This is a genomic window from Cupriavidus sp. C3SS-1 (assembly GCF_057073755.1).
In genome coordinates this window covers 2,298,168-2,324,773 of record NZ_CP172699.1, presented here as the reverse complement: position 1 = coordinate 2,324,773, position 26,606 = coordinate 2,298,168, and the positions used below count along the sequence as shown (strand labels likewise).

Below are 26,606 nucleotides of genomic sequence, written 5' to 3'. Positions count from 1 at the left end.
CAGCGCACCGGCAAGGCAGGTGCAGCCACCTTACCACGGCTACCAGGACTTCTGCTGGCTGGACTCGTGCAGCAGCTGCGTGTACAGCTGGTGACGACGCTCCGAAATGCCGCCGTTCCCGATCGCGGCCAGCACGCCGCAGCCCGGCTCGTTGATGTGGTGGCAGTTGTAGAAGCGGCACTCGGTCAGCAGCGGCCGGAATTCCGGGAACGCGCGCTCGAGCATGCCCTCGCTCAGGTGATGCAGGCCGAATTCCTGGAAGCCCGGCGAATCGAACAGGCAACCGTCGCGGCCATCGACGTTGCCCCACTCCGGCGGCAGGTGGTACAGCCGCGTGAAGGTGGTGGTGTGCTTGCCGGAATCGAGCTTGGCCGAAATCTCGCGCGTCTGCGCCTCCACGCCCGGGATCAGCAGGTTGAGCAGCGACGACTTGCCCATGCCCGACTGGCCGATCAGGATGCTGGCGAGCCCCGCCAGGCGTGGCTTCAGCGCGGCCAGCGCATTCTCGGGATCGCCGTGTACCGACAGCTCGACCGTGTCGTAGCCCAGGTCCCGGTACAGCGCGAGCCTGCGGCGGGCCTCTTCGAGGCGGTCGGGCAGGTCGGTCTTGTTGAGCAGGATCAGCGGGCGGATTTCCATGGCTTCTGCCGAGACCAGCGCGCGTCCGAGCAGATCCTCTGAAAATCCGGGCTCGGTCGCCAGCACAACCACCACCTGGTCGATATTCGCGGCAAGAAGCTTGGACTTGAACTGGTCGGAGCGGTACAGCAGGTTCTTGCGCGGGCTGACGGCGGTGATCACGCACTGGTCGACCGCGGTACGTTCCACGCTGACATGGTCGCCCACCGCGGTGTCGCTCTTCTTGCCGCGCGGAAACGCATGCATGTGCGTGCCGTCGGCCATCTCCACGACGTAGTGGCGGCCGTGCGCGGCGATGACCAGCGCGCCTTCGGCGGCGTTGCCCTTGCCGGAATTACCGCCGGCGGTACGGTGTCGGCTGGTGCGGCTCATGCGTGCGCCAGCAGCCGGTCGATCCGCTGCGCGGCGGGCGGGTGCGAATAGTAGAACGCGCTGTAGAGCGGGTCGGGTGTCAGCGTCGAGGCATTGTCCTTGTACAGCTTGACCAGTGCCGAGACCAGGTGGCTGGCGTTGGTCTGGTCGGCGGCAAAGGCATCGGCCTCGAATTCATGGCGGCGTGACGACTGGCTGGACAACGGCCCCAGCAGGAACGTGAATACCGGCAGCGTCAGGAAGAACAGCACCAGCGCCAGCGCACTGTTGGAAACGCCCAAGTTCGGCGCCACGCCCAGTCCGGTATAGAACCATGTGCGCGTCGACAGCCAGCCCAGCAGCGCCAGGAACACCAGGCTCAGCGCGAACGTCACGGCGATGCGCTTGGCCACGTGGCGGCGCTTGAAGTGGCCGAGCTCATGGGCCAGCACCGCCTCGATCTCGTCGCCCGACAGGCGCGCGAGCAGCGTGTCGAAGAAGACGATGCGCTTGGCCGCGCCAAAGCCGGTGAAGTAGGCATTGCCATGGGCGCTACGCTTGCTGCCGTCCATCACGAACAGGCCCTTGCTGGCAAAGCCGCATTTCTGCATGAGCGCCTCGATGCGCTGGCGCAGCGATTCGTCGTTGAGCGGCTCGAACTTGTTGAACAGCGGCGCGATGAAGGTCGGGAACACCACCAGCAGCAGCAGGTTGAAGGCCATCCATACCAGCCAGGTCCAGACCCACCACAGGCTGCCGGCGCGGTCCATCAGCCAGAGCACCGCCAGCAGCAGCGGCAGGCCCAGCGTGCAGGCTACCAGCAGCATCTTGACCATGTCCGCCAGCCACAGGCCGAGCGTCATCTTGTTGAAGCCGAAGCGCTCCTCGATGCCGAACTGGCCATACAACGTGAAGGGCAGGTCCACGAGCCCGCCGATCAGCGCCACGCTGGCGACCAGCGCAATGCCGTAGGCGTAGCCAGGGCCAAACATGTCGAGCCAGAACTGGTTCAGCCACTGCAGGCCGCCCAGCATGGTAAAGCCGATCAGCACGGCAGCGCCGGCGAGTACTTCAAGCATCGACAGGCGCGTGCGCGCAATGGTGTAGTCGGCGGCCTTCTGGTGCGAAGACAGCGCGATGGTGTCGGCAAAGCGGGCCGGCACGGCGTTGCGGTGCAGGCCAACATGGCGCACCTGGCGGGCCGCCAGCCATAGCTTGGTCAGCACCATGACCACCAGCGCGGCGAGGAAGATGAGGGTGAACATCGGCAAGAGCCTTGTGAGCCAGCGGCGACCGGATGTGTGGCCGACGCTGCGCAGGTTATCCGCGTGGGGTGCCGCAGGTGCGCTGCGACGGACACGGCGGACGGATATGCGAGAATTATAAGTTGTTCGCGCGCGCGGGCCTTCCGCGGCGCTTTTCCCGTTTTTCCCTATCGCCAGACACCGCAGTCCAGATGACAAGCCAAGCCGCCACCAAATCCGTCAAGAGTGAAAACAACCTGGTCTGGTTGGACATGGAAATGACCGGCCTGTCGCCGGAAAACGACCGCATCATCGAAGTCGCGGTGGTGATCACCGATTCCGAACTCAACATCCTTGCCGAGGGCCCGGTGCTCGTGATCCACCAGTCCGACGCCGTGCTCGACGGCATGGACAACTGGAACAAGGGCACCCATGGCCGCTCGGGCCTGATCGACAAGGTCAAGGCCTCGACCCTGACCGAGGAGCAGGCGGAAGCCGAGCTGCTGGCCTTCCTCAAGCGCTGGGTGCCGGCCAGCAAGTCGCCGATGTGCGGCAACTCGATCTGCCAGGACCGCCGCTTCATGGCGCGCTACATGCCCAAGCTGGAGGCGTTCTTCCACTACCGCAACCTGGACGTGTCGACGCTCAAGGAACTGTGCAAGCGCTGGGAGCCGGCGATCCACAAGGGCTTCATCAAGCGCCAGCTGCATACGGCGCTGGCTGACATCCTCGAATCCGTCGAGGAGCTACGCTATTACCGAACCCACTTCATCCGCCATACGCCTGCCGGGGCTGCAGCGCCCGCCACGCCGGATGACGGCACCGCCGCGCAATAAACAAGAATCGGCGGACCGGCCAGCGCCGGTCACGCCGCCCGCCTGCTCCTGCAGGCAGCCTTGGATCCGCTCTGCCTGTTCTCCATGTTCGCCCGCATCGTCTCCATCATCACACCGGTCATCCTGATCATCCTGGTGGGGTGGCTGTATGGACGCAAGGCGCACCCTGACATGGCGGGCATCAACCGCGCGACGCTGGACGTAATCGCGCCGCTGCTGGTGGTGTCGGCCTTCGTCAGCAAGGAATTCGTGCTGGCCGACCAGCTCGTGCTGCTGGCGTGCGCGATCGCGGTGGTGATTGGCTCGGGCGTGCTTGCGTGGATCGTGGCGCGCGCGCTGCGGGTCGATCCGCGCACCTTCGTGCCGCCGATGATGTTCAACAACTGCGGCAACATGGGGCTGCCGCTGTCGGTCTTTGCCTTCGGCCCGGCGGGCCTGGCGCCCGCGGTGGCGTTGTTCGCGGCATCGAACCTGATGCATTTCACGATCGGCATGAAGATCGTGAATCGTCATGCTTCGATTGCGCAGATCGCGCGCAATCCGATGGTGCTGGCTACCGTGGCGGGCGTGGGGCTGTCGCTGGCAAAGCCGTGGTTCGTGTTGCCGGAACCCGTCTACCAGTCGATCAAGCTGCTCGGCGATGCCACCGTCCCGCTGATGCTGTTCGCGCTCGGCGTGCGCATGAAGGACGTGAGCCTGCGCAACTGGGGCATGGGGATAGTGGGGGCCGCGGCCTGTCCGCTCACGGGCATCGCCGTGGCGCTGTTGCTGACAAACTGGGTGCCGCTGACCGAACTGCAGCGCGGTCTGCTCTTTGTCTTCGCCGCGCTGCCGCCGGCGGTGCTGAATTTCCTTGTCGCCGACCACTTCCGGCAGGAGCCGGACCAGGTCGCGTCGATCGTGATGCTCGGCAATATTGCCGCCGTGCTGTTCGTGCCCGTGGGGCTGTACCTGGGGCTGCGCTGAGCCCCCGGCACGGCTGCCACGATGCCGCTCAGGCGGCGGGCTTGCTGCGGATCGCGTTCTTGGGCCGCCAGGCCTTGACCACGTTCTCGTCGGTTTCCATGTAGGGACCGCCGATCAGGTCGATGCAATATGGCACGGCCGCAAAGATGCCCTGGACGACCGGCTTACCGGCATCGTCGCGCAGGCCTTCGAGGGTTTCGCGGATGGCGCGCGGCTGGCCCGGCAGGTTGATGATCAACGCCGCGCGGCTGGCCGTTTCACGGATCACCGCCACCTGGCGCGACAGGATTGCGGTCGGCACGAAATGCAGGCTGACCTGGCGCATCTGTTCGCCGAAGCCGGGCATCTCCTTGGTGGCAACTGCCAGCGTGGCTTCGGGCGTGACATCGCGGCGCGCCGGGCCGGTGCCGCCCGTGGTCAGGACCAGGTCGCAACCGGCTACGTCCACCAGATCGATCAGCGTGCGCGAGATCTGCGCCTGCTCGTCGGGGATCAGCCGCTCGACGCCTTGCCAGGGGGAAATCAGCGTGCGGCCCAGCCATTCGCGCAGCGCCGGGATGCCTTCGTCCTGGTAGGTGCCGGCCGACGCGCGGTCGGAGATCGAGACGAAACCCACCACCAGTTCGTCGGGATGGTTGCGGGCGATCGGTTGCGTGGTCTGCGTCATGCGTCGGGCTCCGGGGTAGGGGGGTGCTCGCTAGCCGCTGCCGCGCTGTCCTTCGCCTCCAGCGCCGTCTTGATGGCCTGGAACAGCTCGCGGAAGTAGCGCGGCGGCTTGGACTGTTCCTTTTCCCTGCGTGCGCTGCGGATAATGTTGCGCAGCGTCTGCACGTCGATGCCGGGGTGCTCGGCCAGGAAACGGGTGAGCGCGGCGTCGTCGGCCAGCAGCAGTTCGCGCCAGCGTTCGATCAGGTGCATGCGCGCGGTCTCGGCCTTGCTGGTGCCCTTGAAGCCTTCGAGGGCGGCGCGGATGGCCTGCACTTCGTCGTCTTCCAGCCCGCGCATGACCTTGCCCACGAACTGCATCTGGCGCCGCTTGCCTTCGTGGCTCGTGGTGCGCCGGGCTTCGTGGATGGCGTCGGCCAGTGCTTCAGGCATCGGCACGCGCGCCAGGCGGTCCTTGGCCAGGGCTTCGAGTTCGGCGCCGATGGCCTGCAAGGCGGTCATGTCGCGCTTCTTCTGCGACTTGCTTTTGGGCTCGTCCATCTCGGGTTCCGGCGCAAAGGCGCCGGGAAAGCGGGAGCCGGGGGAGTTACGGGAATTTCGCGTCATGGGCGGCATTTTATCTTGCTATGATTCCCGCTTGCACTTTTGATGACACCGCCCAGCATGGACACCATCGCCGAACAGACCGCGCATTTCACCTATACCCAGGCCCAGCTCAGCGAGATGGCGGCTGATGTGCTGCGTGTAGCACGCGAGCTCGGCGCGACCGATGCCGCGACCGAGATCTCCGAGGGCAGCGGCCTGTCGGTGTCGGTGCGCAAGGGGCAGGTGGAGACCATCGAGCAGAATCGCGACAAGGTGGTCGGCGTGACGGTCCTGATCGGCAAGCGCCGGGGCAATGCCAGCACGTCGGACTTCTCGCCGGCAGCGCTGCGCGCCACGGCCGAGGCGGCCTACAACATCGCCCGCTTCACTGCCGAAGACGACTGCGCCGGCCTGGCCGAGGAAGAACTGCTCGAACGCGAGCCGCGCGACCTGGACCTGTTCCACCCCTGGACCATCGACGCCGAAGGCGCCATCGACATCGCGCGCCGCTCCGAGGCCGCGGCGCTGGCGGTGTCGCCGCGCATCAAGAACAGCGATGGCGCGAGCGTATCGGCGCAGCATTCGCAGTTCGTGCTGGCCACCTCGCGCGGCTTCACGGGCGGCTATCCGTATTCGCGCCACTTCATTTCCTGCGCGCCGATCGCCGGCTCGGGCAGCGGCATGCAGCGCGACGACTGGTACTCGTCCAAGCGTTCGCCGCTGGCGCTGGCCGCGCCGGAAGACATCGGCCGCTACGCCGCCGAGCGCGCGCTGGCGCGCCTCAACGCGCGCAAGCTGTCGACGCGCCGCTGCCCCGTGCTGTTCGAGGCTCCGCTTGCCGCCGGCCTGCTCGGCGCCTTCGTGCAGGCGGTCTCGGGTGGCGCGCTGTATCGCAAGTCGACCTTCCTGCATGACACGTTGGGCAAGGCGGTATTCGCCCCGCATATCCAGATCCACGAGCGGCCGCACGTGCCGGGCGCCATGGGCAGCGCGCCGTTCGACGAAGAGGGCGTGCGCACGCGCGAGCGCGATGTCGTGCGCGACGGCGTGGTCGAGGGTTATTTCCTCTCGACCTACTCGGCGCGCAAGCTCGGCATGCAGACCACCGGCAACGCCGGCGGCTCGCATAACCTGACGCTCACCAGCAGCCTTGCCACGGCCAGCGACGATTTCCGCGGCATGCTGAAAAAGCTCGGCACCGGCCTGCTGGTGACGGAGCTGATGGGGCAGGGCGTCAATTACGTGACCGGCGACTACTCGCGCGGCGCCTCGGGCTACTGGGTCGAGAACGGCGAGATCCAGTATCCGGTCGAGGAGATCACCATCGCCGGCAACATGGCCGAGATGTTCCGCCAGATCGTGGCCATCGGCTCGGATTCGCTGGTGCGCGGCACCAAGGAGACAGGTTCGATCCTGATCGAACAGATGACGATCGCCGGCAACTGACGGCACGCAGCCCCAGAACAAAAAAGACCGCCCGAAGAACGGGCGGTCTTTTTTTGCACCCGGCGTACCGCAGCCGGGCCCTGCATGGGACGGATAGCGCGAACTGGCGCCGGCTTCTCCGATCCTTTCCTCCGCTCCGGTCGCGTGGCTCAGTGCTGCAGCGCCGCGACCACGCCCCCCACATTGTTGATCGTGTTCATGACGCTCTTCATGTCGACGTCAGTCCGGGTCGAGGCATCGACTTGCGTGACCGGCGCCACGATGGTGTTCGGGCTGGCGAACATGACGCCGCCGCCGCCGGTAATGGCATTGACGCCGCTGTTCAGGAACAGGCTGCCGCCGCGGACGGCGCCCATCCTGGCACGGTCGAGGTCTTGTTCGAGCGGGAGGTTCTGGATGGTCAGGGACATGATGGACTCCTTGGGTATGGCTGGGTGGTTGGCTGGTAGAGCACGTTTGCTGCGCTCGGGGATATATACGCACAGGGTGTGCCAGAGCCCGCCAATGCCGTTGCCAGCTATTTCAAGTCCATGAAAGGAAAGAGGAAATTGGATTTCTTGGCTTGGCTGCCGCCTCGGCCAGCCATGAGGTTGAGTTGGTGGCTCGCCAACATCTCCCCAGTCGGTGTTCGCGCATGGGCAACACATCGGCATCCACGAAAAAAAAAGCAGGTGCCTATCGCACCTGCTTTCATCCTGCCTGGCTGTGGGACTGGCTACTCTTCGCCCGAAGGCGGCCGGTCGTACGTCACAAAGGCGTAGTCGAAGTCATTCGCTTCCGAATGATGGATCTCGCGCGATGTCTCGATCCACTGCGCCCGGTCGATGGCGGGAAAGAACGCATCGCCTTCGACATCGGCATCGATCTCGGTCACTACGAGCCGGTCCGCGCTGGGCATAGCCTCGGCATACAGCTGCGCGCCACCGATCAGGAACACTTGCTCCGCACCGATGCACAGCAACTGCGCCGCTTCGAGCGAGCCCGCCACCTCCGCGCCTTCCAGTTTCAGCGCGGTATTGCGGCTCACCACGATATTGCGGCGCCCCGGCAGCGGCCGGCCGATCGAATCCCAGGTCTTGCGGCCCATGATGATCGGCGCGCCCAGGGTAGTGCGCTTGAAATGCGCCAGGTCTTCCGGCAAGCGCCACGGCAGCGTGTTGTTGCGGCCGATGGTGCCGTTGCGGGCGCGGGCGACGACAAGGGTCAGCAATGTCATACGGCCACCGGTGCCTTGATGGCGGGATGCGACTGGTAGCCGACGAGCTCGAAGTCTTCATAGCGGTAGTCGAAGATGCTGTCCGGCTTGCGCGCGATCTTCAGCGTCGGCAGCGGTAGCGGCTCGCGCGCAAGCTGCGTCTGCACCTGCTCGAAGTGGTTGCTGTAGATATGGCAGTCGCCGCCGGTCCAGATGAAGTCGCCGACTTCCAGCCCGGTCTGCTGCGCCATCATGTGCGTCAGCAGCGCGTAGCTGGCGATATTGAACGGCACGCCGAGGAAGATGTCGGCGCTGCGCTGGTAAAGCTGGCACGACAGTTGCCCGTCGGCCACATAGAACTGGAAGAACGCGTGGCACGGCGGCAGCTTCATGCGCGGGATGTCGGCCACGTTCCAGGCCGACACGATCAGCCGGCGCGAATCCGGGTTGGCGCGGATCTGGTTCAGCAGGTCGGTGATCTGGTCGATGTGGCGGCCATCGGGCGTGGGCCACGAGCGCCACTGCGAGCCGTAGACGGGGCCCAGTTCGCCGTTCTCGTCGGCCCATTCATCCCAGATCGAAACGCCGTTCTCCTGCAGCCAGCGCACGTTGGTCGAGCCCTGCAGGAACCACAGCAATTCCAGGATGATCGACTTCAGGTGCAGCTTCTTGGTGGTGACCACCGGGAAGCCTTCGCGCAGGTCGAAGCGCATCTGGTGGCCGAACACCGAGCGCGTGCCGGTGCCGGTGCGGTCGGCCTTTTCGGTGCCATGCTCGTACACATGGCGCATGAAGTCGAGATACTGTTTCATCGGCGCGGGGCGGGGAGAAGTGACGCGGGCGCGGGCCCGCAAACCATGCATTTTAAAGCAAGAAGGGCCACCCCTTCGGGCGGCCCTTCCGGCGGTGGCCAGGGCACCTGCCCTGGCTTGGCCGCAAGCCTTAGTGGCTGCTGGCCGGCTGCTGCGCCTCGTGTTGCCCGCGGCGCTTCTGCACCAGGTAGCCGGCACCCAGCACGCCGCCGATGATCAGCACGTACAGGCCCCAGTTGATGACCGGGTTGGCTTCGAAGAAGGCCTTGACCATGGGCTCGTGCACGATCATCTTCACGGCCGTGAAGGCCAGCACGCCGGCGCCGATGTAGATGATGGCCGGGAAGCGCGACATCAGCTTGAGCACCAGGCTCGAACCCCACACCACGATGGGAATGCTGATCAGCAGGCCCAGCACCACCAGCAGGAAGCTGCCGTGCGCGGCGCCGGCCACGGCCAGCACGTTGTCAACGCCCATGACGGCGTCGGCGATGATGATGGTCTTCATCGCGCCCCAGAGGGTCGAAGCGCCTGAGCCATGCTCGTCGCCATCGCCTTCGTCGGACAGCAGTTTGTAGGCGATCCACACCAGTGCGAGACCGCCGATCAGCAGCAGGCCCGGGATCTTGAGCAGCCACACCACGCCGATCGTCATGGCCGAACGCACCACCACGGCACCGACGGTACCCCAGACAATGGCCTTCTTTTGCAGATTCGGCGGCAGGTTGCGCGCCGCCAGGGCAATCACGATGGCATTGTCGCCGGCCAGCACCAGGTCAATGACGACGATGGACAGCAGCGCCGTCAGGAACTGCATCGTGAACAGATCGGTAAACCACTCCATGAACTCTCCTCAAGTACGAATCGCCGCAAACGCGCGTTTGGTTCGCCTGGAGTCATGGAGTAAGAGGGGGGACCGGGGTCACCTTTGCAAACCATGATTCCAGGTTGCAAAGGTCTTGCTCGACGCCCGGCGCGGTCTGCGCACCAGTGTCAGCACAACCGGAGACGTCAGTCTCGGAATGACGATTGTGCTAAGGGCATGGCCCCGGAGCTACTCCCCTTTGAAGGGGCGCGGACAGCGTGCATCCGCGCTCGGCGCGATTATAAACGAATTGTTGCGTCATAGCGGCATTGGGGAAGATACGGAGGCGCGTCACAGGTTCCGCCTGCCCCACACAGACAGCGCGAATATTGTGCGATGCAGCAAGCGCAATCGCCGTGCGGCACCTATGCTTGAAGATCGGTTTTCGGCCGATGCGTCCCGGACAGCACAGCGGCGCGTCCCGGACCCGGCGCGTCGCCGGAGGGCCGCGCCACGACTCGGGGAATAAGAAGTGGACCCACGACCACACAAGGAAACGTCATGCCGGCTGTCCCGACCCAGCTTAATGGTTCCCGCTCCGCCAACCCATCGGGCTTCGGCCACCGCAACGCCAACGACGCGCCAGATGCCCGTGATGCAGCCGGCACGCACGATGCCAATCCGTCGCTCCTGACCGCGGCCAACGGTCATGGGCCCATGACCGCACCGCCGCAGCCCGAGTTCATCCAGCAGTACCACGAAGACAGCAGCGCCCTGCGCGGGCAGATACTGGCCGGCTTGCAACAGTCCGAAGCGAGCATCGGTCCCAAGTTCTTCTACGACGTGCTGGGCTCGCGGCTGTTCGAGGCCATCACCGACCTGCCCGAGTACTACCCGACGCGTACCGAGGCATCGATCTTCGCCAGCGCCGCGCCCGCCATCGCCGCGCGCGCCGGCGCCGGCTGCGTGCTGATCGACCTGGGTGCCGGCAACTGCGAGAAGGCGGCGCGGCTGTTCGGCAGCCTGAGGCCGGCGCAGTATGTGGCGCTGGATATCTCGGTGGAGTTCCTGCGCGGCACGTTGTCGTGCCTGCAGCAGCAGAATCCGGCCATTCCCATGCTCGGGCTCGGGGCCGACCTGTGCGGCAGCTTCGACCTGCCACGCAATGTCCGGCGAGGCAGGCGGCTGTTCTTCTATCCGGGCTCCAGCATTGGCAATTTTTCGCCGATTGACGCGCTGGCGCTGCTGCAGCGCCTTCGTGGCGCAGCCGGGCGTGGCGATGGAGTACTGATCGGCGTGGACCTGCTGAAGGACGAAACCACGCTGGTCGCAGCCTATGACGATCCGCTGGGCGTCACCGCGGCCTTCAACCGCAACGTGCTGCGCAACGTGAACCGCATTGTCGAGACGGATTTCAACGTCGACGACTGGCGCCATGTGGCGAGTTTCGATCGCCAGGCGTCACGCATCCAGATGCACCTGCAGGCGTGCGCGCCGGTCAGGGTGCGCTGGCATGGCGGCGAGCGCAGGTTTGGCGAAGGCGAGCGCATCCATACCGAGGATTCCTACAAATACCGGCCCGGCGATTTCGCCTTGCTGCTGGAAGCCGCCGGCTTCGACGATCCGGTGTACTGGACCGATCCGCTGGGCTGGTTCGCGGTGTTCCACGCGCGAGCCTGAAGGGTCTCCCGCCTGGTGTCATAATGGCCGCTGCCATGGCGGGCGGCCGCCCGTCTGCGTCCTTCCGAACGGATGTCTACCGATGAGCGGCTTCTCCATGCTTCCCGATCTCTACTTCAGTGGCGGCCCGGCTGGCTGGTCCGATGCCCGGCGCCTGCCACGCGAAGGGCTGGCCCAGGCCCTGGTCGACGCGCGCAGCCGCACCCTGGCCTGGCTGGCCGCCTTCGGCCAGACCCGCAAGGGCTGGGACGTGCCGCGTCAGCACGATGCCAGTCCGCCGCTGTGGACCCTGGGATTTATCGCCTGGCACGCCGAATGGTGGTGCCTGCGCGGCGTGCGGCAGCTTGATCGGGGCGGTGTGCCGGTGCCCGTGGCCCGGGAGCCGTCGCGGCTCGGCGGGGCCGATGAATGGTTCGACCCCGACCGTATCGGTCCGGACGAGCGCTGGGAAATCGTCCTGCCCGATGTCGCCGTGGTCAAGCAGTACGCGTCCGATGTGCTGGACGGCCTGCTGCGCCGCCTGGCCTTGTTGCCAGACGATGGCGACCTCACGCTCTATCCTTTTCGCCGCGCGCTGTTCCTGGAAGACGGGCAGGCCGAAAATCTGGCCGCGTTGCTGCAGGCGCTCGGCCTGGCACCCGCCGCGCCGGTTGCGCCCGGACCGGGCGCGTCGGTCGCGCATGCCGGCACGCTGCATTTCCCCGGTGGCCGCTTCACGCAGGGCTGGTCGGATCCGGACGGCTACGCGCAACCCGACGAATTGCCGCCGCAGCCCACCTATGTGCCCGCCTTCGAGATCGACGCCGCGCTGGTCAGCAACGCGCAGTTCCTGGAATTCGTCGAGGACGGGGGCTATGAGAACCCGGCCTGGTGGTCGGCCGCTGGCCGGCAGTGGCTGATGATGCAGGAGCGCTCCGCACCGCGCTACTGGTCGCGGCATCCGGAATCGCGCAACTGGATGGTGGAGCGATTCGGCACGCTGCGAACGCTCAATCCCGACGAGGCCGTGCGGCACGTTTCGCTGTTTGAAGCGCAGGCCTGGTGCGGATGGGCCGGCCGCCGCCTGCCCGTGGAGGCGGAGTGGGAACTCGCGGCGTTGCAGAACCGCGGGCTGCAGTGGGGAATGTTGCGGGAGTGGACGGCTTCGCCGTACGAGCCGTATGCGGGGTTTGCGGCATCGCCGTCGGACGGCGAGATGGTGTCGCGCTTCGGGACGCATCAGGCGGTGCGGGGGACGACCTTTGTCAGTGCCTCGCGCCAGCGGCATGTGCGGGCCCGGGTGGCGCTGCTGCCGGAGGACGACTTCGCCTTCGTAGGGTTCCGGACGTGTTCGATGTAGAGCCGGTTCCGGCCCGGGGCTGAGCCGCAGGCAGACAAAAAAAGAGCACCCCGCAGGGTGCTCTTCATCACTGTGCCGGCGCCTGTGGCGCCACCAGTGTTTTACCGCTCGTAACGCGAACGGCTGTTGCGCTGCCCACCGAAACCGCCTTCGCGGTTGCCGAAGCTGCGGCCGCCATCACGGGCGCCACGGTCGCCAAAGCTGCGGTTGTCGCCGCCGGCCTTGCGATCGCCGAAGCTGCGGTCGCCGAAGGTGCGCTCGCCACCGCGGTAGCCGTTGCCTCCTTCGCGGTTGCCGAAACCACGGCTTTCGCCGCCGCCGAAGCCGCGGTTTTCGCCGCCGCCGAAGCCGCGATTTTCGCCGCCGAACTTGCGATCGCCGAAATTGCGGTCGCCAAAGCTGCGCTCGCCGCCACGGTAGCCGCCTTCACGGTTGCCGCGGTTGTCGTCGCCGCCACGATAGCCGCCGCCTTCCTGGCCGCCGCGATTGCCGAAACCACGGTTTTCACCGCCGAACTTGCGTTCGCCAAAGCTGCGCTCACCGAAGCTGCGCTCGCCGCCGCGATAGCCGCCACCGTTGCCACGGCCGCCGCCGCCCGGCTTGCCACCGCCAAAGCCAGCACGCGGCTTAGGCGAACGGCGCGGTTCCAGGCCTTCGATCACCGAGGCGTCGATGCGATGGTTGGTGAAGCGCTCGATACGGCGCCACTGGAACATGTCGCCATGGTTGACCAGGTTGATCGCGATGCCCGAGCGGCCGGCACGGCCGGTACGGCCGATACGGTGCACGTAATCCTCGGCCTGCTTGGGCAGGTCGAAGTTCACCACGTGGGTGATGTCCGGCACGTCGATGCCGCGCGCGGCCACGTCGGTTGCCACCAGCACGCGCAGGTTGCCGCGGCGCAGGGCGGTCAGGGTGCGGTTGCGCGCGCCCTGAGTCATGTCGCCGTGCAGGGCGCCGGCGGCAAAGCCGGTGTCGGACAGGCGTTCGGCCAGCGAGTCGGCGTCACGCTTGGTGGCCGTGAAGACGATGGCCTGCTTCAGCGACGAATCGCGCAGCAGGTGGTCGAGCAGGCGTTCCTTGTGCGACATGTCGTCGGTGAAGTGCAGGCGCTGTTCGATATTGCTCTGGTCGGCGCGGACCGCGGCGATCTCGATGCGCTGCGGATCCTTCAGCTGGCGCGAAGCGAGTTGCGCGATGCGGGCGTCCAGCGTGGCCGAGAACATCAGCGTCTGGCGGCTGGCCGGCGTGGCGTCGACGATAGCGTCGATGTCATCGGCGAAGCCCATGTCCAGCATGCGGTCGGCTTCGTCGAACACCAGCATGTCGAGTGCCGACAGGTCGATGCGGCCGGCCGTGATGTGGTCAAGCAGGCGGCCCGGCGTGGCGACCAGGATGTCCGGCATCTTCGACAGCATGGCGAGCTGCTTCGGGTAGGGCATGCCGCCCAGGATGCTCGCGCAGACGATGCGGCGCATGTTGCGGCCATACTTGGCAGCGGCTTCGGTCACCTGCAGGGCCAGTTCGCGCGTGGGCGTCAGCACCAGCAGCGACGGCTGTGCCGGCGACGGACGGGGACGCTTGCCCTTCATGCGCTTGGCGGGTTCGGTCGGGCGGTTCGGCGCCGGCTTTTCGCTGATGCGCTGGATGGCGGGCAGCATGAACGCCGCCGTCTTGCCCGAGCCGGTCTGGCTCGATACCAGCAGGTCGCGGCCAGCCAGGAAGGCCGGAATGGCCTGCGCCTGGACGGGCGTCGGGTTGTTGTAGTTCAGTTCGGAGAGTGCGCGCAGGATGGCCGCATCGAGGCCAAGCGCGGCGAAACCGTTCTCCACTGCATCGGCGCTGGTCGCTTGTTCCGGGCCATTGAGCATGGCATCGAGCTTGTCGAGCGGGCTTTGGGCGGCGGAAGTGATCGAAGCGTCGGTAGCGGAGGCAATAGCTTGCTCCGCACGAATGTCGTGCTGGGTCATGTCGTAATGATCAAAAATGCATGGCACCCCTGCAACGCAAATCGAAATAGGGGTGGGCGCAGTGCAAAGTCTTTAAAAAGGCTTCGGCGCCAATCGGTGAGGCCGTTACGACAGACTCAGCTGACAGTACGGCGGCAGGCAGGGGTGTAGGCAGGCGCTAGGCCAGCCGCTGTTCCCTGGCAGGCAAACAGCTCACAGGCTGTTCAACAGGATCGGAGACGAGGCTACGTCGGTGAGCGGTGCGTTCTGTCGACTACTGAATCCAGGTATAAACCAGGTTCGGCAGCAGGAAAACAGAGCTTGGGAGGGCAGCGGATGCGCCTTGGCGGGATGTGCCTGGCGGGTGGCGGAACTCACAGTTGCGAAACTCACGGCGCGGATTATAGCAGAACCGCGAAAATTTGTTGCGCTGCGAAAAGGTAACCAGATATGTCAGTCGCGCGACACATGGCGCACCTGGCGCTGGCACTCACTCACCTGCGTTGCCAGTTATGGGTTGAAAGCGGGAGGGGCCCGCCTATACTCAAGTCGCGAGCAACGAGATTGCTCGACCGGGGCGGACAATCAAGTTCCCGTATTGGCCTCCTACAGCGATACTGAATCACTGCTCGCTGTGAGCATTGCGGTCATTGTCGTCACTGCCAGAATTCCTGCGAACCTCCGGGTGGTCCGGTGGATCGTCCGCGTCATGGGCGGAGTCATGGGAAGCCTGCTCGACAAGAAATGACCGAACTGCTGATGGCGTTGACCCAGGAAGTCCGGGGCCGTCCGCAACCAGCCCGCCAGGCCATGGCGGGCTTTCTTTATCCGGGCTGCGATCCAGCCACGCGTCACTTTCGGGGCAGCTTGCCCTCGATGCGCTCCAGCGGACGGACATGAGGATTCGCCGGCCAGCCCTGCGGATACGAAACCAGGCGCGATGGCCCCCGTTGCCGCAGTCCGTGCCACCCGCGTCCGCCCGCGCCACCGCTGCGGCTGCCGCCGAGAATGGCGCTCATTGCCTCCCGGTCGAGGTCGACGTTCTCGGTCAGGTCCTTGATCACGATCACTGCCATGGCTTTCTCCTCCGGTCGTGCGGCGCCGCGTCCGCGCGGGGGCGGCGCCGGTTCAGTATAGGCTTGCGTTTTGATGCGCAGGCACGCCGCTGCACCCATCGATATTCATCTTCCCCGAAGAGCAAAAAACGCAGGAGTCGTGCCTGCCTGCTAGCCATTTGCGTTGGAATGCGCCCATGGCAAGCCCCGCGCGGGTTTGCAGATTGAAAGGACATCGCACCCCGCGCGAGATGCGCAGCGATCTGTCGGGGCATTGCCAACAGTTCGATGGTCCTGTTGGTTCCCCGCCGACATGGGCTTGCAGTCGATGTGACCTGCTCGCGCGCAACGTGGCGATCGCGCCGCGGCGTCGGCACGCGCGGTTTGCGGATGCCAAGAGTGCGCACTAGTATCCATCGTGGATGGGGCGTTTGCATGAGTGCGTTCCGCTTGCATCGATATCGGGGCAACGCCGGTGGCCAGTGTCAGAGACCTGATTCAGAAGTTCCAGAACGGCGGGTTGTCCGACGACGAATTCGTTGCGTCCTTCGACATGGCGCTCGCACAGGAGCGCACCACGCCGAGCCAGCTGGCGCGCGTCATCATCGAAGAGAACACCCGCTTCCCGTTTCCGCCCGGCGTGTACGCCGAAGTCATGCGGCGCATCGAGCGCAGCGGCACCACGCAGTTCGATCCGGCAGGCGATTCCACTCACATGGAAGGGCCCGTGACGGGCTCCCTCTATGCCACCTCGCCGGCGGTCGGCACGGTGCCGCCCGCGTCGCGGCCCAAGGGCGTGGGCGATACCCTGAACGGTCGCTTCGTGCTGGAAGAGTGCCTTGGCGTCGGCGGTATGGGAACGGTGTACAAGGCCCTTGACCTGCGCAAGCTGGAGGCATCGGACCGCAAGCCGTATATCGCGATCAAGGTACTCAACCTGCAGTTCAGCGGCCACCCGAAATCGCTGATCGCGCTGCAGCGCGAAGCGCGCAAGGCGCAGACGCTTGCGCACCGGAATATCGTCACCGTTTACGATTTCGACCGCGATGGCCCGGTGGTCTTCCTGACGATGGAATACCTGCCGGGCAGGCCGCTGAGCCAGGTTCTCAAGGCGCCCGGTTTCACCGGCATGCCCGTGGCCAAGGCCATGCCCATCATCGCCGGCATGGGCCACGCGCTGGCCTATGCGCACGAGCGCGGCTTCGTGCATTGCGACTTCAAGCCCGCCAACGTGTTCCTGACCGACAACAGCGAAGTGAAGGTGATCGACTTCGGTATCGCGCGCGGCTTCCTGCCGCCGGCCGATGAATCGGACAAGACCGTTTTCGATCCAGGCTCGCTCGGCGGCATGACGCCGGCCTACGCGAGCCCCGAGATGTTCGAGCACCGCGAGCCCGATCCGCGCGACGACATCTATGCGCTGGCCTGCGTGACCTACGAATTGCTGACCGGCAGGCATCCCTATGAACGCATGTCGGCGAACCAGGCGCGTGCGGCTGGGCTGAAGCCGGTGCAGCCGCGCGAGCTGTCGCGCACGCAATGGAAGACGCTGCGCGAGGCCTTGTCGCTGGACCGCGAGACGCGCACGCCCACGGTCGATCGCTTCCTGGCGGGCATGAGCACGGCGCCCGGCGTGTCGGCGCGGCAGCGCTCCGCGCTGCTGGCGGGCGCCGCCGTGGCGGCCCTGGCAGGCGTCACGGCGGTGGGCTACTTTGCATGGCGCACCAGCCGGCCGGTGCAGACGCCGCCGGCGGTGGCGCAGGCCGACGGTTCGCCCTCCACGCCCTCCGCGCCGGCAGTTCCTCCTGCACCTGCTGCACGACCACCGTCCGAGCCCTTCTCGATGCCTGCCGTGCTGCGCGTGACGGCCGCGGTGCCATGCTCGCTGCTGGCCGCGACTTCGCCAGAGAACGGCAGGGTGCGCGTGCGTGGCTACCTGGCCGAAAGCGTGGGCGTGTCGCGCCTGCGCGAGCAGCTCAACGCGCTGCCCGGCGTGAAGTCGCTCGATGTCGATACGCAGCCGCTCAGCGCCGACAAGTGCGATGTCGCGCGCATGATCGCGCCGTACTGGTCGGGCCGCCGCGAAGGGGCGGTCGCATCGTCGCTGCGCACGCGCGGCGAAAAGCTGCAGCTCACCGAAGGCACGCCGCTGGTGCTCGAACTGCGTACGCCTGCGCAGGATTCCTACGTGTACGTCGACTACTTCGCGGCGGATGGCAATGTCGCCCATCTCGTCCCGAGTGCGCGCGTGCCGAACCACCAGGCGCCCGCCAGCTATAGCGCCACCATTGGCGATGGCGGCGACTGGGTGATCTCGCGTCCGTTCGGCACGGAACTGGTGGTGCTGCTGACGACGCCGGCACCGTTGTTCGACGTGCGGCGTTCCGACGTGGAGTCGTGGCAGGACTACCTCAAGGCGCTTGAAAAGCCGCTCGGGCAGATGGCCCGCAAGTATGGGCAGGACCGCATCAGCGCGGACCTCGTGGAGATCTCCACGCGCGCGAAATAGGCATCGGCAAAATAGTCATCGGCGAAGCCGGCCGCGTCGACGGCGCTACTTCATGTCGCGCGCAACGCGGAAGCCGTTCTGCGACTGGCGCACGCTCGCGCTGTACTTGAAGCGGGTCGATGACACCATGTAGCTCGCACCTTCAAGCCATGAGCCCCCGCGGATCACGCGCGCGCCGCAACTTGCTTCTTCCCAACTGCGGCCATCGACGGGCGCGTTCTTGTAGCTGCTGTGCCAGCAATCCCGTACCCATTCCCATACGCCGCCATTGACGTCGTAGAGGCCGAACGGGTTAGCCGCGAACGAGCCCACGTTGGCGGGCGCGTCCGCGCTCCACGGCTCGCCGCAGTCCTTGCAGTTGGCCGTGCCCTTGCGCATCTGGTCGCCCCACCAGAATGCCGAGGCGGTGCCGCCGCGTGCCGCATATTCCCATTCGGCTTCGGTCGGCAGGCGGTAGGCCTTGCCGGTGGTCTTGCTGAGCCAGCCCACGTACTGCTGCGCATCATCCCAGCTGACATCGCGGATCGGCGCGGTCTTCGCGCTGTTCGCCACGGTAGCGATGCGATCGCACCCGCCGGTGTCGACGCAGGCGTTCCATTGCTCGACGGTCACCTCATAGCGACCGATCGCGAATGGCTGGCTGATCGTGACATGGTGCGGCGGCCTTTCGGCCGGATCGCTGGCATTGCTGCCCATCGTGAAGCTGCCGGCCGGCAGGCTGACCATCACGGGGCAGACCGGGCAGTCGCGGATCTCGCTGCCCTTGGCTTCGGCCGGCTTGCGCTCCCCGCCCAGGCTGACCGAGCCGGACGCTGTCGTGCCTTGCCGTGCGGATGGCGCTGCCGATGTCGCGGCGCCGGCTGCCACCGCTGCGGGCGCTGCCGCGGTGGCGGGTGGCGTGGGACGTTGCTGCACCGGTGGCGTGGGCGCGGGCTTGGCGGGCTGCGCTGCGGCGGCGGGCGGCTGGGCCGGCTTGGCGTGCTCCGGCGGCGCGCCTTTGACGGCCGGGGCGCTGGCCGCGGCGAGACGTTCAATGCGCGCTTTGGCCAGCGACGCAAAGCGGCCGTTCGGATACTGCTTGAGATAGGCCTCGTAGTCGCCGGCGTAGTTGCTGTTCTTGATCGATTCCCAGAACGTCAGTTCGTATTGTTCATCGCTGTTCTTGGGCAGGATGCCGGCCAGGAACATCGGCGCCGCATCCGGCGCCGACATGGGGCTGGCCATGGCATCCGCAACCGTGCTGGCGGCCAGCACCAATGCGACGAGAAATACAGGAGATGTGCGCCACATTTTCGGACCCTGTTGGAACTGCGGCCAGCCCGATGCGCGCGCTTGGGCGGCGCCTGGGCGCATTGTGGTGTTGCGGTGACGTCGGCTTGCTTCAAGATAGCACAGCGTTTGTGAATCCGGAGGTGCTTGCATGCGGCGCGGTGGCGCGCAGCGCATCGGTGTTGCGGCAAGCCGTGCGCCGATGTCATGGCGAGTTCGCTTTTTGCGGGGTTCCGTTCTAACCTAATACCGAATCGCCGAGCGCTGGCCAAAAGCAACCAGAAGAACATGGGCTTGCGGAACCACGTGATCGGGTTTCGGACACTCTCCGGGGAGGCGCCGCGTATGTCCAGACGATTCCTGTTCCGCCTGCTGGCGGCCATGGCAGTTGCTGTGGTGCCGTCCATCTCGATGCCGACTGCGGCGCCGCAGAATGCCGAGGTCTATATCATCTGGCCGCCCGATGGTGCCGTCATCTCCGGCGGCAAGTTCTGGATCCGCATGGGCTTGCGCAACATGGGCGTGTGCCCCAAGGGGATCGAGTCGACCAAGTGCGGCCATCATCACCTGTTGATCGACACTGACCTGCCGCCGCTGGACAAGGAAATCCCCTCCGACAAGAACCACCTGCACTTCGGCGCGGGGGAAACCGATGCGCGCATCGAACTGCCGCCGGGCAAGCACACGCTGCAGCTGCTGCTCGGCGATGCGAAGCACGTGCCGTTCGACCCGCCGCTGTACTCCAAGAAAATCACTGTCACGGTGAAATAGCGCGAGGGGATCCACCATGCTCAAGCTGCTAGCCGCCGCCTTGCTCGGCGCGAGTCTCTTGCTGCCGGCCGCGGCCATGGCTGGGGAGACGCCGGCGCCGCCCGACGCCTACTTGTACATCGGCTTCCCGAACAACGGACAGGTGCTGCCCGCGGGCAAGCCGTTCCGCGTATGGTTTGGCCTGCGCAACATGGGCGTGGCGCCGAAGGACGTCAAGTTTCCGAAGACCGGCCACCACCACCTGCTGATCGACGTGGATCTGCCGCCCATGGACAAGGAAATCCCGAACGATCGCAACCACCTGCATTTCGGTGCCGGCGAAACCGAGACCATGGTCGAGTTGCCGCCCGGCAAGCACACCCTGCAGTTGCTGATGGGCGATGACAAGCACATCCCGACCAATCCACCGGTGTATTCGAAGAAGATCACCATCTACGTGAAGTGATCCACTTCCGCGCGCCGGCGTCCATGCAGCCGCGTACCGCAGGCCGGGCTGTCACCCTGTAGCCGACAGATTGCGCGCAACTGTTGGTCGCAACCCGCCATACGGGGCGAGGTGTCGCGGTACCCGCACGCATGTCTTCCTTCGTAATGCCGCTGAAACCGGCTTGTTTTCAGGGCCCTGCGGCCGAACGCGCGCGCGCATCGCGAAGCTGGCACAGCCTGTGCGTCAGTGCTCCGGAAAGCAACACCAGCACTGCCGTCGTAACGAAGAGCCGTTGTCGCCGCTGCCATTTCAGGGTTGGTGCGCGCGCCGGCGCGAACCACAATACAGACACGCAAATGCAAGTCCGTTCACCGCGGTGGGCGGGCTGCGCGCGTGGTTGCAGGAAGACATCGTGATCAACGCCTCTGCCGATTTGCCACTGACTGTTTCGCGGCCGTGCCGTGCCACCGCATGGATCGCCGCTGCAGCCTGCGCGGGCGCGCTTGCCGGCTGCGCGGACTTCCGGCCACCGGTGTACGAACGTCCGCAAACGCCGGCCAAGACGGAGTGGACGCGACAGGGGTCGATCACCGTATCGCCGACGGAGACCGTGCAGCCCAACTGGTGGCAAGGCTTCCGCGATCCGTATCTCGACAAGCTGATCACGCAGGCGCTATCCGGCAACTACGACATCAAAGTGCTGGCCGCGCGCATCCGCGTCGCGCAGGCGCAGATCGGCGAAGCCAAGGCCGGCCAGTTGCCGGTGGTCGATCTCAACGCCGGCGGCAGCGTCACCAAGACGACCGGGCAGACGACCGTGCGCAGCTTCAACGCGGGCGCCCAGTTGAGCTGGGACATCGATATCTGGGGCAAGGTCGAAAAAGGCGTGCAGGCGCAGACCGCCGAGTTCCATGCCACCGAGGCGGACTGGCGCGCCGGCTACCTGACGCTGGCTGCCGATGTTTCGACGACTTACTTCCAGATCCTGCAGTTCGACGAACAGATCGACCAGCAGGCGCGCACAGTGCAGAAGAACGGCCAGATCCTCGGCACCTACCAGGCCATGTTCCAGAACGGGCTGGTGCCGAAGATCCGGGTGATGCAGCAACAGGCCGAAATCAACCGGCTCACCAAGGACCTGATCGAACTGCGCCGTTCGCGTGACGTGACCGAGAACGCGCTCGCCACGCTGGTCGGTGTGCCCGCAGGCAATCTCAAGGTGCCGCCGGGCAGGCTGCAGGACCGCGTGCAGCCGCCGCCGGTGCCGGCGGGATTGCCGTCGCAGTTGCTCGCGCGCCGGCCCGACATCGTGGCCGCGGAGTATCGCGTACTCGCGGCGTACGACATCGTCGGCCAGGCCCGGCTCGCGCAGCTGCCGAGCATCAGCCTGACCGCAAATGGCGGCGCGGCCAGTTTCGCGCTCAGCAGCCTGCTGAAGACCTTTACCTTCGGCATCGCGCCGGCGATCAGCCTGCCAATGCTGGACCCGAACGTTCGCGCCCGCGTCAAGACCACGGAGGCGCAAGTCAAGGTTGTGGAGAACGAATACGGCCGCACCGTGATGAACGCGTTCGAAGAGGTGGAATCCGCGCTGGTCAATGTCGACGCGCACAAGAAACAGCGCATCGAGTTGCAGCAACAGGTTGACCAGCTGCGCGTGGTGTCGGCGCAGATCGAGGCACAGCTGAGGGAAGGCGTGGTGTCGCAGCTCGAAGTCTTCGAGACCGAGCGCTCGCTGCTGACCGCGCAACTGTCCTTGTTGGCCGTCCACCAACAGATCCTTGCCGATACTGTCACGCTGTACAAGGCGCTCGGCGGCGGCTGGTCCGACGTGCAGGTGCGCAACGCCGCGTCGAACCGTACGCCCTGACGACTGCGCGCCACGCAGCGTTTGCGATACATCGTTCCCTGGCAATACAGCACACCCCGACGGTTTGCGCCGCATGGGCGACACCCTGCGCGCAACGGACGGCACCCAGCCAATTGACTAGCGAGAGGCGTCGCCTACTATGTTCATTGTCGATTCATCCTCGCGGTGCGGCAGCGGTCGAGGCTGCGCTGTTGGTTTCCTGGAAACATGGCTCCCGACGATGCACTGATCATGGAAATGCCGGTGAGGATGGGTCAGGAGTTCGACATTCTGCTGACGCCGGTCTCCCGGCCGGAGTTGGGCGAGATCCGCATCGGCGACGACCTGTTCGCCGTCGGACGGACCGAGGCTCCCTTCATTTCCTACCCCGAAGAACTGACGGCCGCGCTGTCGCGCCGGCATGCGCGCATCTTCGCGGAGCATGGCGCGGTCTATGTGGCGGATCTCGGCAGCAAGAACGGCACGCGCATCAATGGTGCCGACGTTGCCGGACATCCGCTGCGGTTGAGCGATGGCGACGAGTTGTCGTTCGGTTCGGCGCTCTCGTTCCATGTCAGGCTTTCGCCGCGCGTGCCGGCGGCGGAGCCGCCTCGCGTCGCGATCACGCTGCTGCCGGAGCGCAACGAACTGGGCCTGCAGCCGGTCGAGCTGAGCAGCTTCCCGTACCTGATCAGCAAGGCCGACGACACCTTCGCGCGCTACCGCGACCGCCATCCGCAGCAGGTCAACTACCTGTCGCGGCGCCACGCGCATATCTACCTGAAGTGCGGCGTCCCGTTCCTGGAAGACCTGGGCAGCACCAACGGGACGTTCGTCAACGGCCACCGGCTCACCGACCACGGCGTGCCGCTCAATGACGGCGACCTGATCGCGTTCGGCGGCAGCCACTTTGTCTACAAGGTCGCGGTGCTGCGTGAAGGCGATGCCGAAGCCACCGCGACGCGCACCGTGTTCGCGGGCGAACAGGTGGCGCCCGATGTGGAGCCCGTCGCCGGGCATGCCGCGGCACCGGTTCCCGATGACGCCGACAAGACCACCTTTGTCGGTGCAGCCGATTCGTTCCTCGATATCTTCTGTGTCGACTATGCGGCGCGGCAGGAAGACGAGGTCAACGCCGAAGCCGAGGCGCAAGCCGCGGCAGCCACCGATACGTCCGCACGCAAAGGAGGCCGCCCGCGCAGCCGCATGGCGATGCTGGCGGCGGAGATTGCCGGGCGCTTCGGCCTGAACGACCCGGCACGCATGAAGCGGGCAGGGCGCTGGGGCGCTGCAGTCGCGGCGCTGGCCGCGGTGGGGCTGGTCGCGCTCTACCTGCGCGGCATGCCCGAGCGCGACGTGAAGTCGCTGCTTGCCGATGGCCAGTATGCGAAAGCAGCGAAAGCTGCGGACGCCTATCTCGCGCGGCATCCCGACGATGCGCCGTTCCAGGCGATGGGGACGGAGGCGCTGCTGCGCGCCTACGTGCCGCAATGGGCCGGCAAGCTCGGGGCGCACGATTTCAGCGGCGCCGCCACGGTGCTGGCCGCGATGATCTCCGCCAGCCAGCACAACGCGGACGCGCGCCCCCTGGTGGGCGAGCTGGAATGGATTGGCAACCTCGAACGCTATTTCGCGCAGCGCGGCGGCGCTGACGCGCCAATCCGCCTCTACACGGACGAAGCGGTGATACGCAGCCTGCTGACGCACTGGAACCAGGACACCGCTGCGCACCAGCGCGCGCTGGGCCGCATCGCGGGATACGAGCCGGCATTCCGCGATGTCTATGCCAACGCACTGAGCGATGTGCGCAAGCTGCAGACGGACGAGTCGGTCTACCTGGCCGCGATCGATCGGCTCAACGCAACCATTGCCACCGAGCTTGCGCGCGACCAGCCGGAAGCCTTGCAGCCGGTGCTGGCCGACTACAAGGAGAAGTACCCGCGCCTGTCCGGCCTGGACAAGCTGCAGGACGACCTGCGCCGCTACACCGCGCTGATGCAGCCGCTGCGTTCGCGCAGCCCGGGGCCGCTGGTGGCGCGCATGGCCGACGCGAAATTCGCCACGCCGCCGTTCCAGGCGCAGTACGTACGACTGGCGCAGCGCCTGCCTGACGCGGATATGGCACGCCAGTACGCTGTGGCGGCTCAGGCCTGGCTGCGCGGCGACAGCGCCGCGGCCATTGCGGGGCTGCGCCGCATTACTGCGGGACCATGGGCCGACGATGTGGCGAAAGATGCCGCGCACAAGCAGCAGGTCGCCGCGCAATACGCGGCACTGCAAGGCACGCGCGGCGCCAGTGGCCAGGAAGACAAGCTGCTCGGCTTCTACGCCATGCTCGATCCCGACGAGGATAAGTACTACGCGAGGGCCGTGGATGCAGACGTCACGGCGATCCGCGACAGTGCGCTGCGGCGTGCGCGCGAGCAGATGAGCCGCGCCATCGCCGGCTGGAAGCAATACCGCGCCAACGGACAGATTGGCGCCGAGCAACGGCTGGAGCCCGGCATCTCACCGAAGTTCCGCGACCAGGCTCGGCGCCTGGCGCAGGCTCAGGAAGACGCACGGCAGGCGCTGCGCATCGTCGGCCAGCTCAAGGCGGGCGAGAGCGCCGACCTCGCGCAATGGAACAAGGGCGAGGAAGAGATCCGCGCCGAAGTGGACCAGCAGCGCCGCGCCCTGCAGGAACTGCGCATGGTGCTCGATCCGGCCGTGCTCAAGGCGAAGCTGGAATTGCTCGGTGGTGAAGGACCGGGTGCCGCAGCACCAGCCGCCGCGGCGCCGGACAAGGCGAAAGAGGGGCGGCCATGAACGACGCACAGGGCGGCAACCGTCTCAGGCCTCTGTCCGAAGCGCTTGAAGACCACGGCGGCGAGGGTCTCGCCATCCTCACCGCCGAACCATGGCGGCTGAGCCTGCTGACGGTCGTGACCACGTTTGCGTTGGTGGTGGTCGCGCTGATCTGGTCGTTCTTCGGCCACGCCGATGTCATCGTCACGGCCGAAGGCACGCTGGCGCCGGAGTCGGAGGTCAGGCGCTTCTATGCTCCCGTCGACGGCGAACTGGCCGACCTGTACGTCGCCGAAGGGCAGCCCGTATCCAAGGACGACGTGCTGGCGCGCCTGAACGCGCGCGGCGCGATCGAAGCGGCGGCCAACGCGTTGGAAGCACAACTGAAGCTGGAGGACTCGGAGCGCGAGTGGAAGCAGTTCCCGGAAAAGAAGGCACTGATGGAACGCCGCGCTGCCGCCCTCAAGCAGCAGATCGACGTGGCCACGCGCCAGCATGAAACGCGCATCGCCGAAGGCACTACCAAGCTCACCGAACAGCAGCGCGCGCAGGTGCAGGAGGCGCGCAGCAACGTCGAGAACTCGCGGCGCGCACGCGACTTCGCGCGCCAGGAGCAGGACCGGTATGCGCGCCTGTTCGCGCTGCCGGGGGGCGGCGGCGTGTCGCAGTCGCAGGTCGAAGCCAAGCGCGCGGCCACGCAGGAGGCGGACAACACCCTGCGCGTGGCGCAATCCCGACTGGCCGAACTGGAAGCGCGGCAAGGCCAGGAACTGACGCAGGCGAACGTTCAGCTCGAAAGCAGCGGACAGGAACTGGCCGGGCTGCGCGTGCAGTACGACGCGGCCATGCGCGACATCGCCAGCACCGAGGACAAGCTGCGCCTGCAGGTGCAGACCGCGCGCCTGGTGGCCGAGGCGGCCGCACGCATCCGCTTCGAGAATATCGACAAGGACAATTTCCTGCTGATCCTCGCGCCGGTGTCGGGCGTCATCACCGACGTTACCTCTACCCAGCGGGGCGACAAGATCCAGGCCAATACGCCGATCGGCGGCATCGCGCCCAATGACGCGCGCCCCGTGCTCAAGATCGCCATTGCCGAGCGCGACCGCGCGTTCCTGAAGGAAGGCCTGCCGGTCAAGCTCAAGTTCAACGCGTTCCCGTACCAGCGCTACGGGCTGATCGAAGGCACGCTCGAATACATCTCGCCGGCCACCAAGCCCGGGGCGGACAAGCAGCCGGTCTATGAAGGCCGCATCCGCCTGTCGCGCGACTACTACGCCGTGGGAGACAGCCGTTATCCGTTGCGCTATGGCATGACCGCCACGGCCGAGATCGTGGTGCGCGAGCGCCGGCTGATCGACCTGGGCCTGGATCCGTTCCGTCAGGTGGCGGGGTAGCGGGCGCTCACACGAACAAGGATCGCGAC

The 26,606-nt window shown here is 66.3% G+C and carries 22 protein-coding genes; 11 read left to right on the top strand and 11 right to left on the bottom strand.

The window, feature by feature from the left end; translation table 11 throughout:
• Positions 1–39: 39 nt before the first annotated feature.
• The gene (rsgA, locus tag ACIGJC_RS10790; protein ID WP_483708765.1) at positions 40–1,011 is read right to left on the bottom strand and encodes a ribosome small subunit-dependent GTPase A; all 972 of its coding nucleotides are present in this window, start codon (positions 1,009–1,011) and stop codon (positions 40–42) included.
• A complete protein-coding gene (locus ACIGJC_RS10785; protein WP_483708764.1) occupies positions 1,008–2,255 on the bottom strand; it encodes a M48 family metallopeptidase in 1,248 nt (415 codons plus the stop codon). The genes rsgA and ACIGJC_RS10785 overlap by 4 nt, the downstream gene beginning before the upstream one ends.
• A gap of 191 nt (positions 2,256–2,446) precedes the next feature.
• On the opposite strand from ACIGJC_RS10785, the gene orn reads away from it, so the two are divergent.
• Together orn and ACIGJC_RS10775 are read left to right on the top strand one after the other, a co-directional pair.
• Entirely contained in the window at positions 2,447–3,070 is a 624-nt protein-coding gene (orn, locus tag ACIGJC_RS10780; protein ID WP_483708763.1) for an oligoribonuclease, read from the top strand.
• Between the two features lie 84 nt (positions 3,071–3,154).
• Positions 3,155–4,036 (top strand): AEC family transporter, encoded by an 882-nt coding sequence (locus ACIGJC_RS10775; RefSeq protein WP_483711521.1) that lies wholly within the window; start codon positions 3,155–3,157, stop codon positions 4,034–4,036.
• A gap of 28 nt (positions 4,037–4,064) precedes the next feature.
• Here the strand turns inward: ACIGJC_RS10775 and mog are convergent, their stop codons facing one another.
• Both mog and yjgA read right to left on the bottom strand, forming a co-directional pair.
• Complete coding sequence (gene mog / locus ACIGJC_RS10770; protein ID WP_483708762.1) at positions 4,065–4,703, bottom strand: molybdopterin adenylyltransferase; 639 nt, start codon at positions 4,701–4,703, stop codon at positions 4,065–4,067.
• Positions 4,700–5,308: a ribosome biogenesis factor YjgA gene (gene yjgA / locus ACIGJC_RS10765; protein WP_483708761.1), complete on the bottom strand. Its 609-nt coding sequence runs from the start codon at positions 5,306–5,308 to the stop codon at positions 4,700–4,702. Before yjgA ends, mog begins: the two co-directional genes overlap by 4 nt.
• A 57-nt stretch (positions 5,309–5,365) precedes the next feature.
• On the opposite strand from yjgA, the gene pmbA reads away from it, so the two are divergent.
• Positions 5,366–6,733 (top strand): metalloprotease PmbA, encoded by a 1,368-nt coding sequence (gene pmbA, locus ACIGJC_RS10760; protein WP_483708760.1) that lies wholly within the window; start codon positions 5,366–5,368, stop codon positions 6,731–6,733.
• 149 nt (positions 6,734–6,882) lie between these two features.
• On the opposite strand, the gene ACIGJC_RS10755 is transcribed toward pmbA, so the two are convergent.
• The 4 genes from ACIGJC_RS10755 to ACIGJC_RS10740 all read right to left on the bottom strand — a co-directional run bounded on the left by ACIGJC_RS10755 (position 6,883) and on the right by ACIGJC_RS10740 (position 9,584).
• Entirely contained in the window at positions 6,883–7,143 is a 261-nt protein-coding gene (locus tag ACIGJC_RS10755; RefSeq protein ID WP_483708759.1) for a hypothetical protein, read from the bottom strand.
• Between the two features lie 305 nt (positions 7,144–7,448).
• Positions 7,449–7,949: a dihydrofolate reductase gene (locus ACIGJC_RS10750; RefSeq protein ID WP_483708758.1), complete on the bottom strand. Its 501-nt coding sequence runs from the start codon at positions 7,947–7,949 to the stop codon at positions 7,449–7,451.
• Positions 7,946–8,740 carry a thymidylate synthase gene (locus ACIGJC_RS10745; protein ID WP_483708757.1) on the bottom strand — a complete coding sequence of 265 codons (795 nt, stop codon included), beginning with the start codon at positions 8,738–8,740 and terminating at the stop codon, positions 7,946–7,948. Before ACIGJC_RS10745 ends, ACIGJC_RS10750 begins: the two co-directional genes overlap by 4 nt.
• 130 nt (positions 8,741–8,870) lie before the next feature.
• On the bottom strand, positions 8,871–9,584 hold the full coding sequence (locus tag ACIGJC_RS10740) for a TerC family protein (RefSeq protein ID WP_483708756.1): 714 nt from the start codon (positions 9,582–9,584) through the stop codon (positions 8,871–8,873).
• Positions 9,585–10,106: 522 nt separating this feature from the next.
• Between ACIGJC_RS10740 and egtD the strand changes: the two genes are divergently transcribed.
• Both egtD and ACIGJC_RS10730 read left to right on the top strand, forming a co-directional pair.
• Complete coding sequence (gene egtD, locus ACIGJC_RS10735; RefSeq protein WP_483708755.1) at positions 10,107–11,225, top strand: L-histidine N(alpha)-methyltransferase; 1,119 nt, start codon at positions 10,107–10,109, stop codon at positions 11,223–11,225.
• 82 nt (positions 11,226–11,307) lie between these two features.
• Positions 11,308–12,564, top strand: coding sequence for an SUMF1/EgtB/PvdO family nonheme iron enzyme (locus tag ACIGJC_RS10730; protein ID WP_483708754.1), 1,257 nt, complete (start codon positions 11,308–11,310; stop codon positions 12,562–12,564).
• Between the two features lie 101 nt (positions 12,565–12,665).
• Here ACIGJC_RS10730 and ACIGJC_RS10725 read toward each other — a convergent pair whose 3' ends face one another.
• Both ACIGJC_RS10725 and ACIGJC_RS10720 read right to left on the bottom strand, forming a co-directional pair.
• A complete protein-coding gene (locus ACIGJC_RS10725) occupies positions 12,666–14,534 on the bottom strand; it encodes a DEAD/DEAH box helicase (RefSeq protein WP_483708753.1) in 1,869 nt (622 codons plus the stop codon).
• 830 nt (positions 14,535–15,364) lie between these two features.
• Positions 15,365–15,589 (bottom strand): hypothetical protein, encoded by a 225-nt coding sequence (locus ACIGJC_RS10720; protein ID WP_483708752.1) that lies wholly within the window; start codon positions 15,587–15,589, stop codon positions 15,365–15,367.
• 439 nt (positions 15,590–16,028) lie between these two features.
• On the opposite strand from ACIGJC_RS10720, the gene ACIGJC_RS10715 reads away from it, so the two are divergent.
• A complete protein-coding gene (locus ACIGJC_RS10715) occupies positions 16,029–18,077 on the top strand; it encodes a serine/threonine-protein kinase (protein WP_483711520.1) in 2,049 nt (682 codons plus the stop codon).
• Between the two features lie 45 nt (positions 18,078–18,122).
• On the opposite strand, the gene ACIGJC_RS10710 is transcribed toward ACIGJC_RS10715, so the two are convergent.
• The gene (locus ACIGJC_RS10710) at positions 18,123–19,367 is read right to left on the bottom strand and encodes a formylglycine-generating enzyme family protein (protein ID WP_483708751.1); all 1,245 of its coding nucleotides are present in this window, start codon (positions 19,365–19,367) and stop codon (positions 18,123–18,125) included.
• 324 nt (positions 19,368–19,691) lie between these two features.
• On the opposite strand from ACIGJC_RS10710, the gene ACIGJC_RS10705 reads away from it, so the two are divergent.
• The 5 genes from ACIGJC_RS10705 (at position 19,692) to ACIGJC_RS10685 (ending at position 26,577) form a co-directional block, all read left to right on the top strand.
• Complete coding sequence (locus ACIGJC_RS10705) at positions 19,692–20,117, top strand: DUF4399 domain-containing protein (RefSeq protein ID WP_483708750.1); 426 nt, start codon at positions 19,692–19,694, stop codon at positions 20,115–20,117.
• Positions 20,118–20,133: 16 nt separating this feature from the next.
• Positions 20,134–20,562, top strand: coding sequence for a DUF4399 domain-containing protein (locus ACIGJC_RS10700; RefSeq protein WP_483708749.1), 429 nt, complete (start codon positions 20,134–20,136; stop codon positions 20,560–20,562).
• 394 nt (positions 20,563–20,956) lie between these two features.
• Positions 20,957–22,414: an efflux transporter outer membrane subunit gene (locus tag ACIGJC_RS10695; protein ID WP_483708748.1), complete on the top strand. Its 1,458-nt coding sequence runs from the start codon at positions 20,957–20,959 to the stop codon at positions 22,412–22,414.
• A 207-nt stretch (positions 22,415–22,621) separates the two neighbouring features.
• Positions 22,622–25,201, top strand: a complete 2,580-nt coding sequence (locus ACIGJC_RS10690) for an FHA domain-containing protein (protein WP_483708747.1) — start codon at positions 22,622–22,624, stop codon at positions 25,199–25,201.
• Positions 25,198–26,577, top strand: a complete 1,380-nt coding sequence (locus ACIGJC_RS10685) for a beta-barrel domain-containing protein (protein ID WP_483708746.1) — start codon at positions 25,198–25,200, stop codon at positions 26,575–26,577. Before ACIGJC_RS10690 ends, ACIGJC_RS10685 begins: the two co-directional genes overlap by 4 nt.
• Positions 26,578–26,606 lie beyond the last annotated feature (29 nt).

Coding starts and splice junctions, on each gene's coding strand:
- ACIGJC_RS10710 (WP_483708751.1), bottom strand. CDS start 19,367: ATGTGGCGCACATCTCCTGTATTTCTCGTCGCATTGGTGCTGGCCGCC.
- yjgA (WP_483708761.1), bottom strand. CDS start 5,308: ATGACGCGAAATTCCCGTAACTCCCCCGGCTCCCGCTTTCCCGGCGCC.
- ACIGJC_RS10750 (WP_483708758.1), bottom strand. CDS start 7,949: ATGACATTGCTGACCCTTGTCGTCGCCCGCGCCCGCAACGGCACCATC.
- ACIGJC_RS10720 (WP_483708752.1), bottom strand. CDS start 15,589: ATGGCAGTGATCGTGATCAAGGACCTGACCGAGAACGTCGACCTCGAC.
- ACIGJC_RS10725 (WP_483708753.1), bottom strand. CDS start 14,534: ATGACCCAGCACGACATTCGTGCGGAGCAAGCTATTGCCTCCGCTACC.
- ACIGJC_RS10755 (WP_483708759.1), bottom strand. CDS start 7,143: ATGTCCCTGACCATCCAGAACCTCCCGCTCGAACAAGACCTCGACCGT.
- ACIGJC_RS10745 (WP_483708757.1), bottom strand. CDS start 8,740: ATGAAACAGTATCTCGACTTCATGCGCCATGTGTACGAGCATGGCACC.
- rsgA (WP_483708765.1), bottom strand. CDS start 1,011: ATGAGCCGCACCAGCCGACACCGTACCGCCGGCGGTAATTCCGGCAAG.
- ACIGJC_RS10700 (WP_483708749.1), top strand. CDS start 20,134: ATGCTCAAGCTGCTAGCCGCCGCCTTGCTCGGCGCGAGTCTCTTGCTG.
- ACIGJC_RS10785 (WP_483708764.1), bottom strand. CDS start 2,255: ATGTTCACCCTCATCTTCCTCGCCGCGCTGGTGGTCATGGTGCTGACC.
- ACIGJC_RS10685 (WP_483708746.1), top strand. CDS start 25,198: ATGAACGACGCACAGGGCGGCAACCGTCTCAGGCCTCTGTCCGAAGCG.
- egtD (WP_483708755.1), top strand. CDS start 10,107: ATGCCGGCTGTCCCGACCCAGCTTAATGGTTCCCGCTCCGCCAACCCA.
- orn (WP_483708763.1), top strand. CDS start 2,447: ATGACAAGCCAAGCCGCCACCAAATCCGTCAAGAGTGAAAACAACCTG.
- ACIGJC_RS10730 (WP_483708754.1), top strand. CDS start 11,308: ATGAGCGGCTTCTCCATGCTTCCCGATCTCTACTTCAGTGGCGGCCCG.
- ACIGJC_RS10705 (WP_483708750.1), top strand. CDS start 19,692: ATGTCCAGACGATTCCTGTTCCGCCTGCTGGCGGCCATGGCAGTTGCT.
- ACIGJC_RS10775 (WP_483711521.1), top strand. CDS start 3,155: ATGTTCGCCCGCATCGTCTCCATCATCACACCGGTCATCCTGATCATC.
- ACIGJC_RS10690 (WP_483708747.1), top strand. CDS start 22,622: ATGGCTCCCGACGATGCACTGATCATGGAAATGCCGGTGAGGATGGGT.
- ACIGJC_RS10740 (WP_483708756.1), bottom strand. CDS start 9,584: ATGGAGTGGTTTACCGATCTGTTCACGATGCAGTTCCTGACGGCGCTG.
- pmbA (WP_483708760.1), top strand. CDS start 5,366: ATGGACACCATCGCCGAACAGACCGCGCATTTCACCTATACCCAGGCC.
- mog (WP_483708762.1), bottom strand. CDS start 4,703: ATGACGCAGACCACGCAACCGATCGCCCGCAACCATCCCGACGAACTG.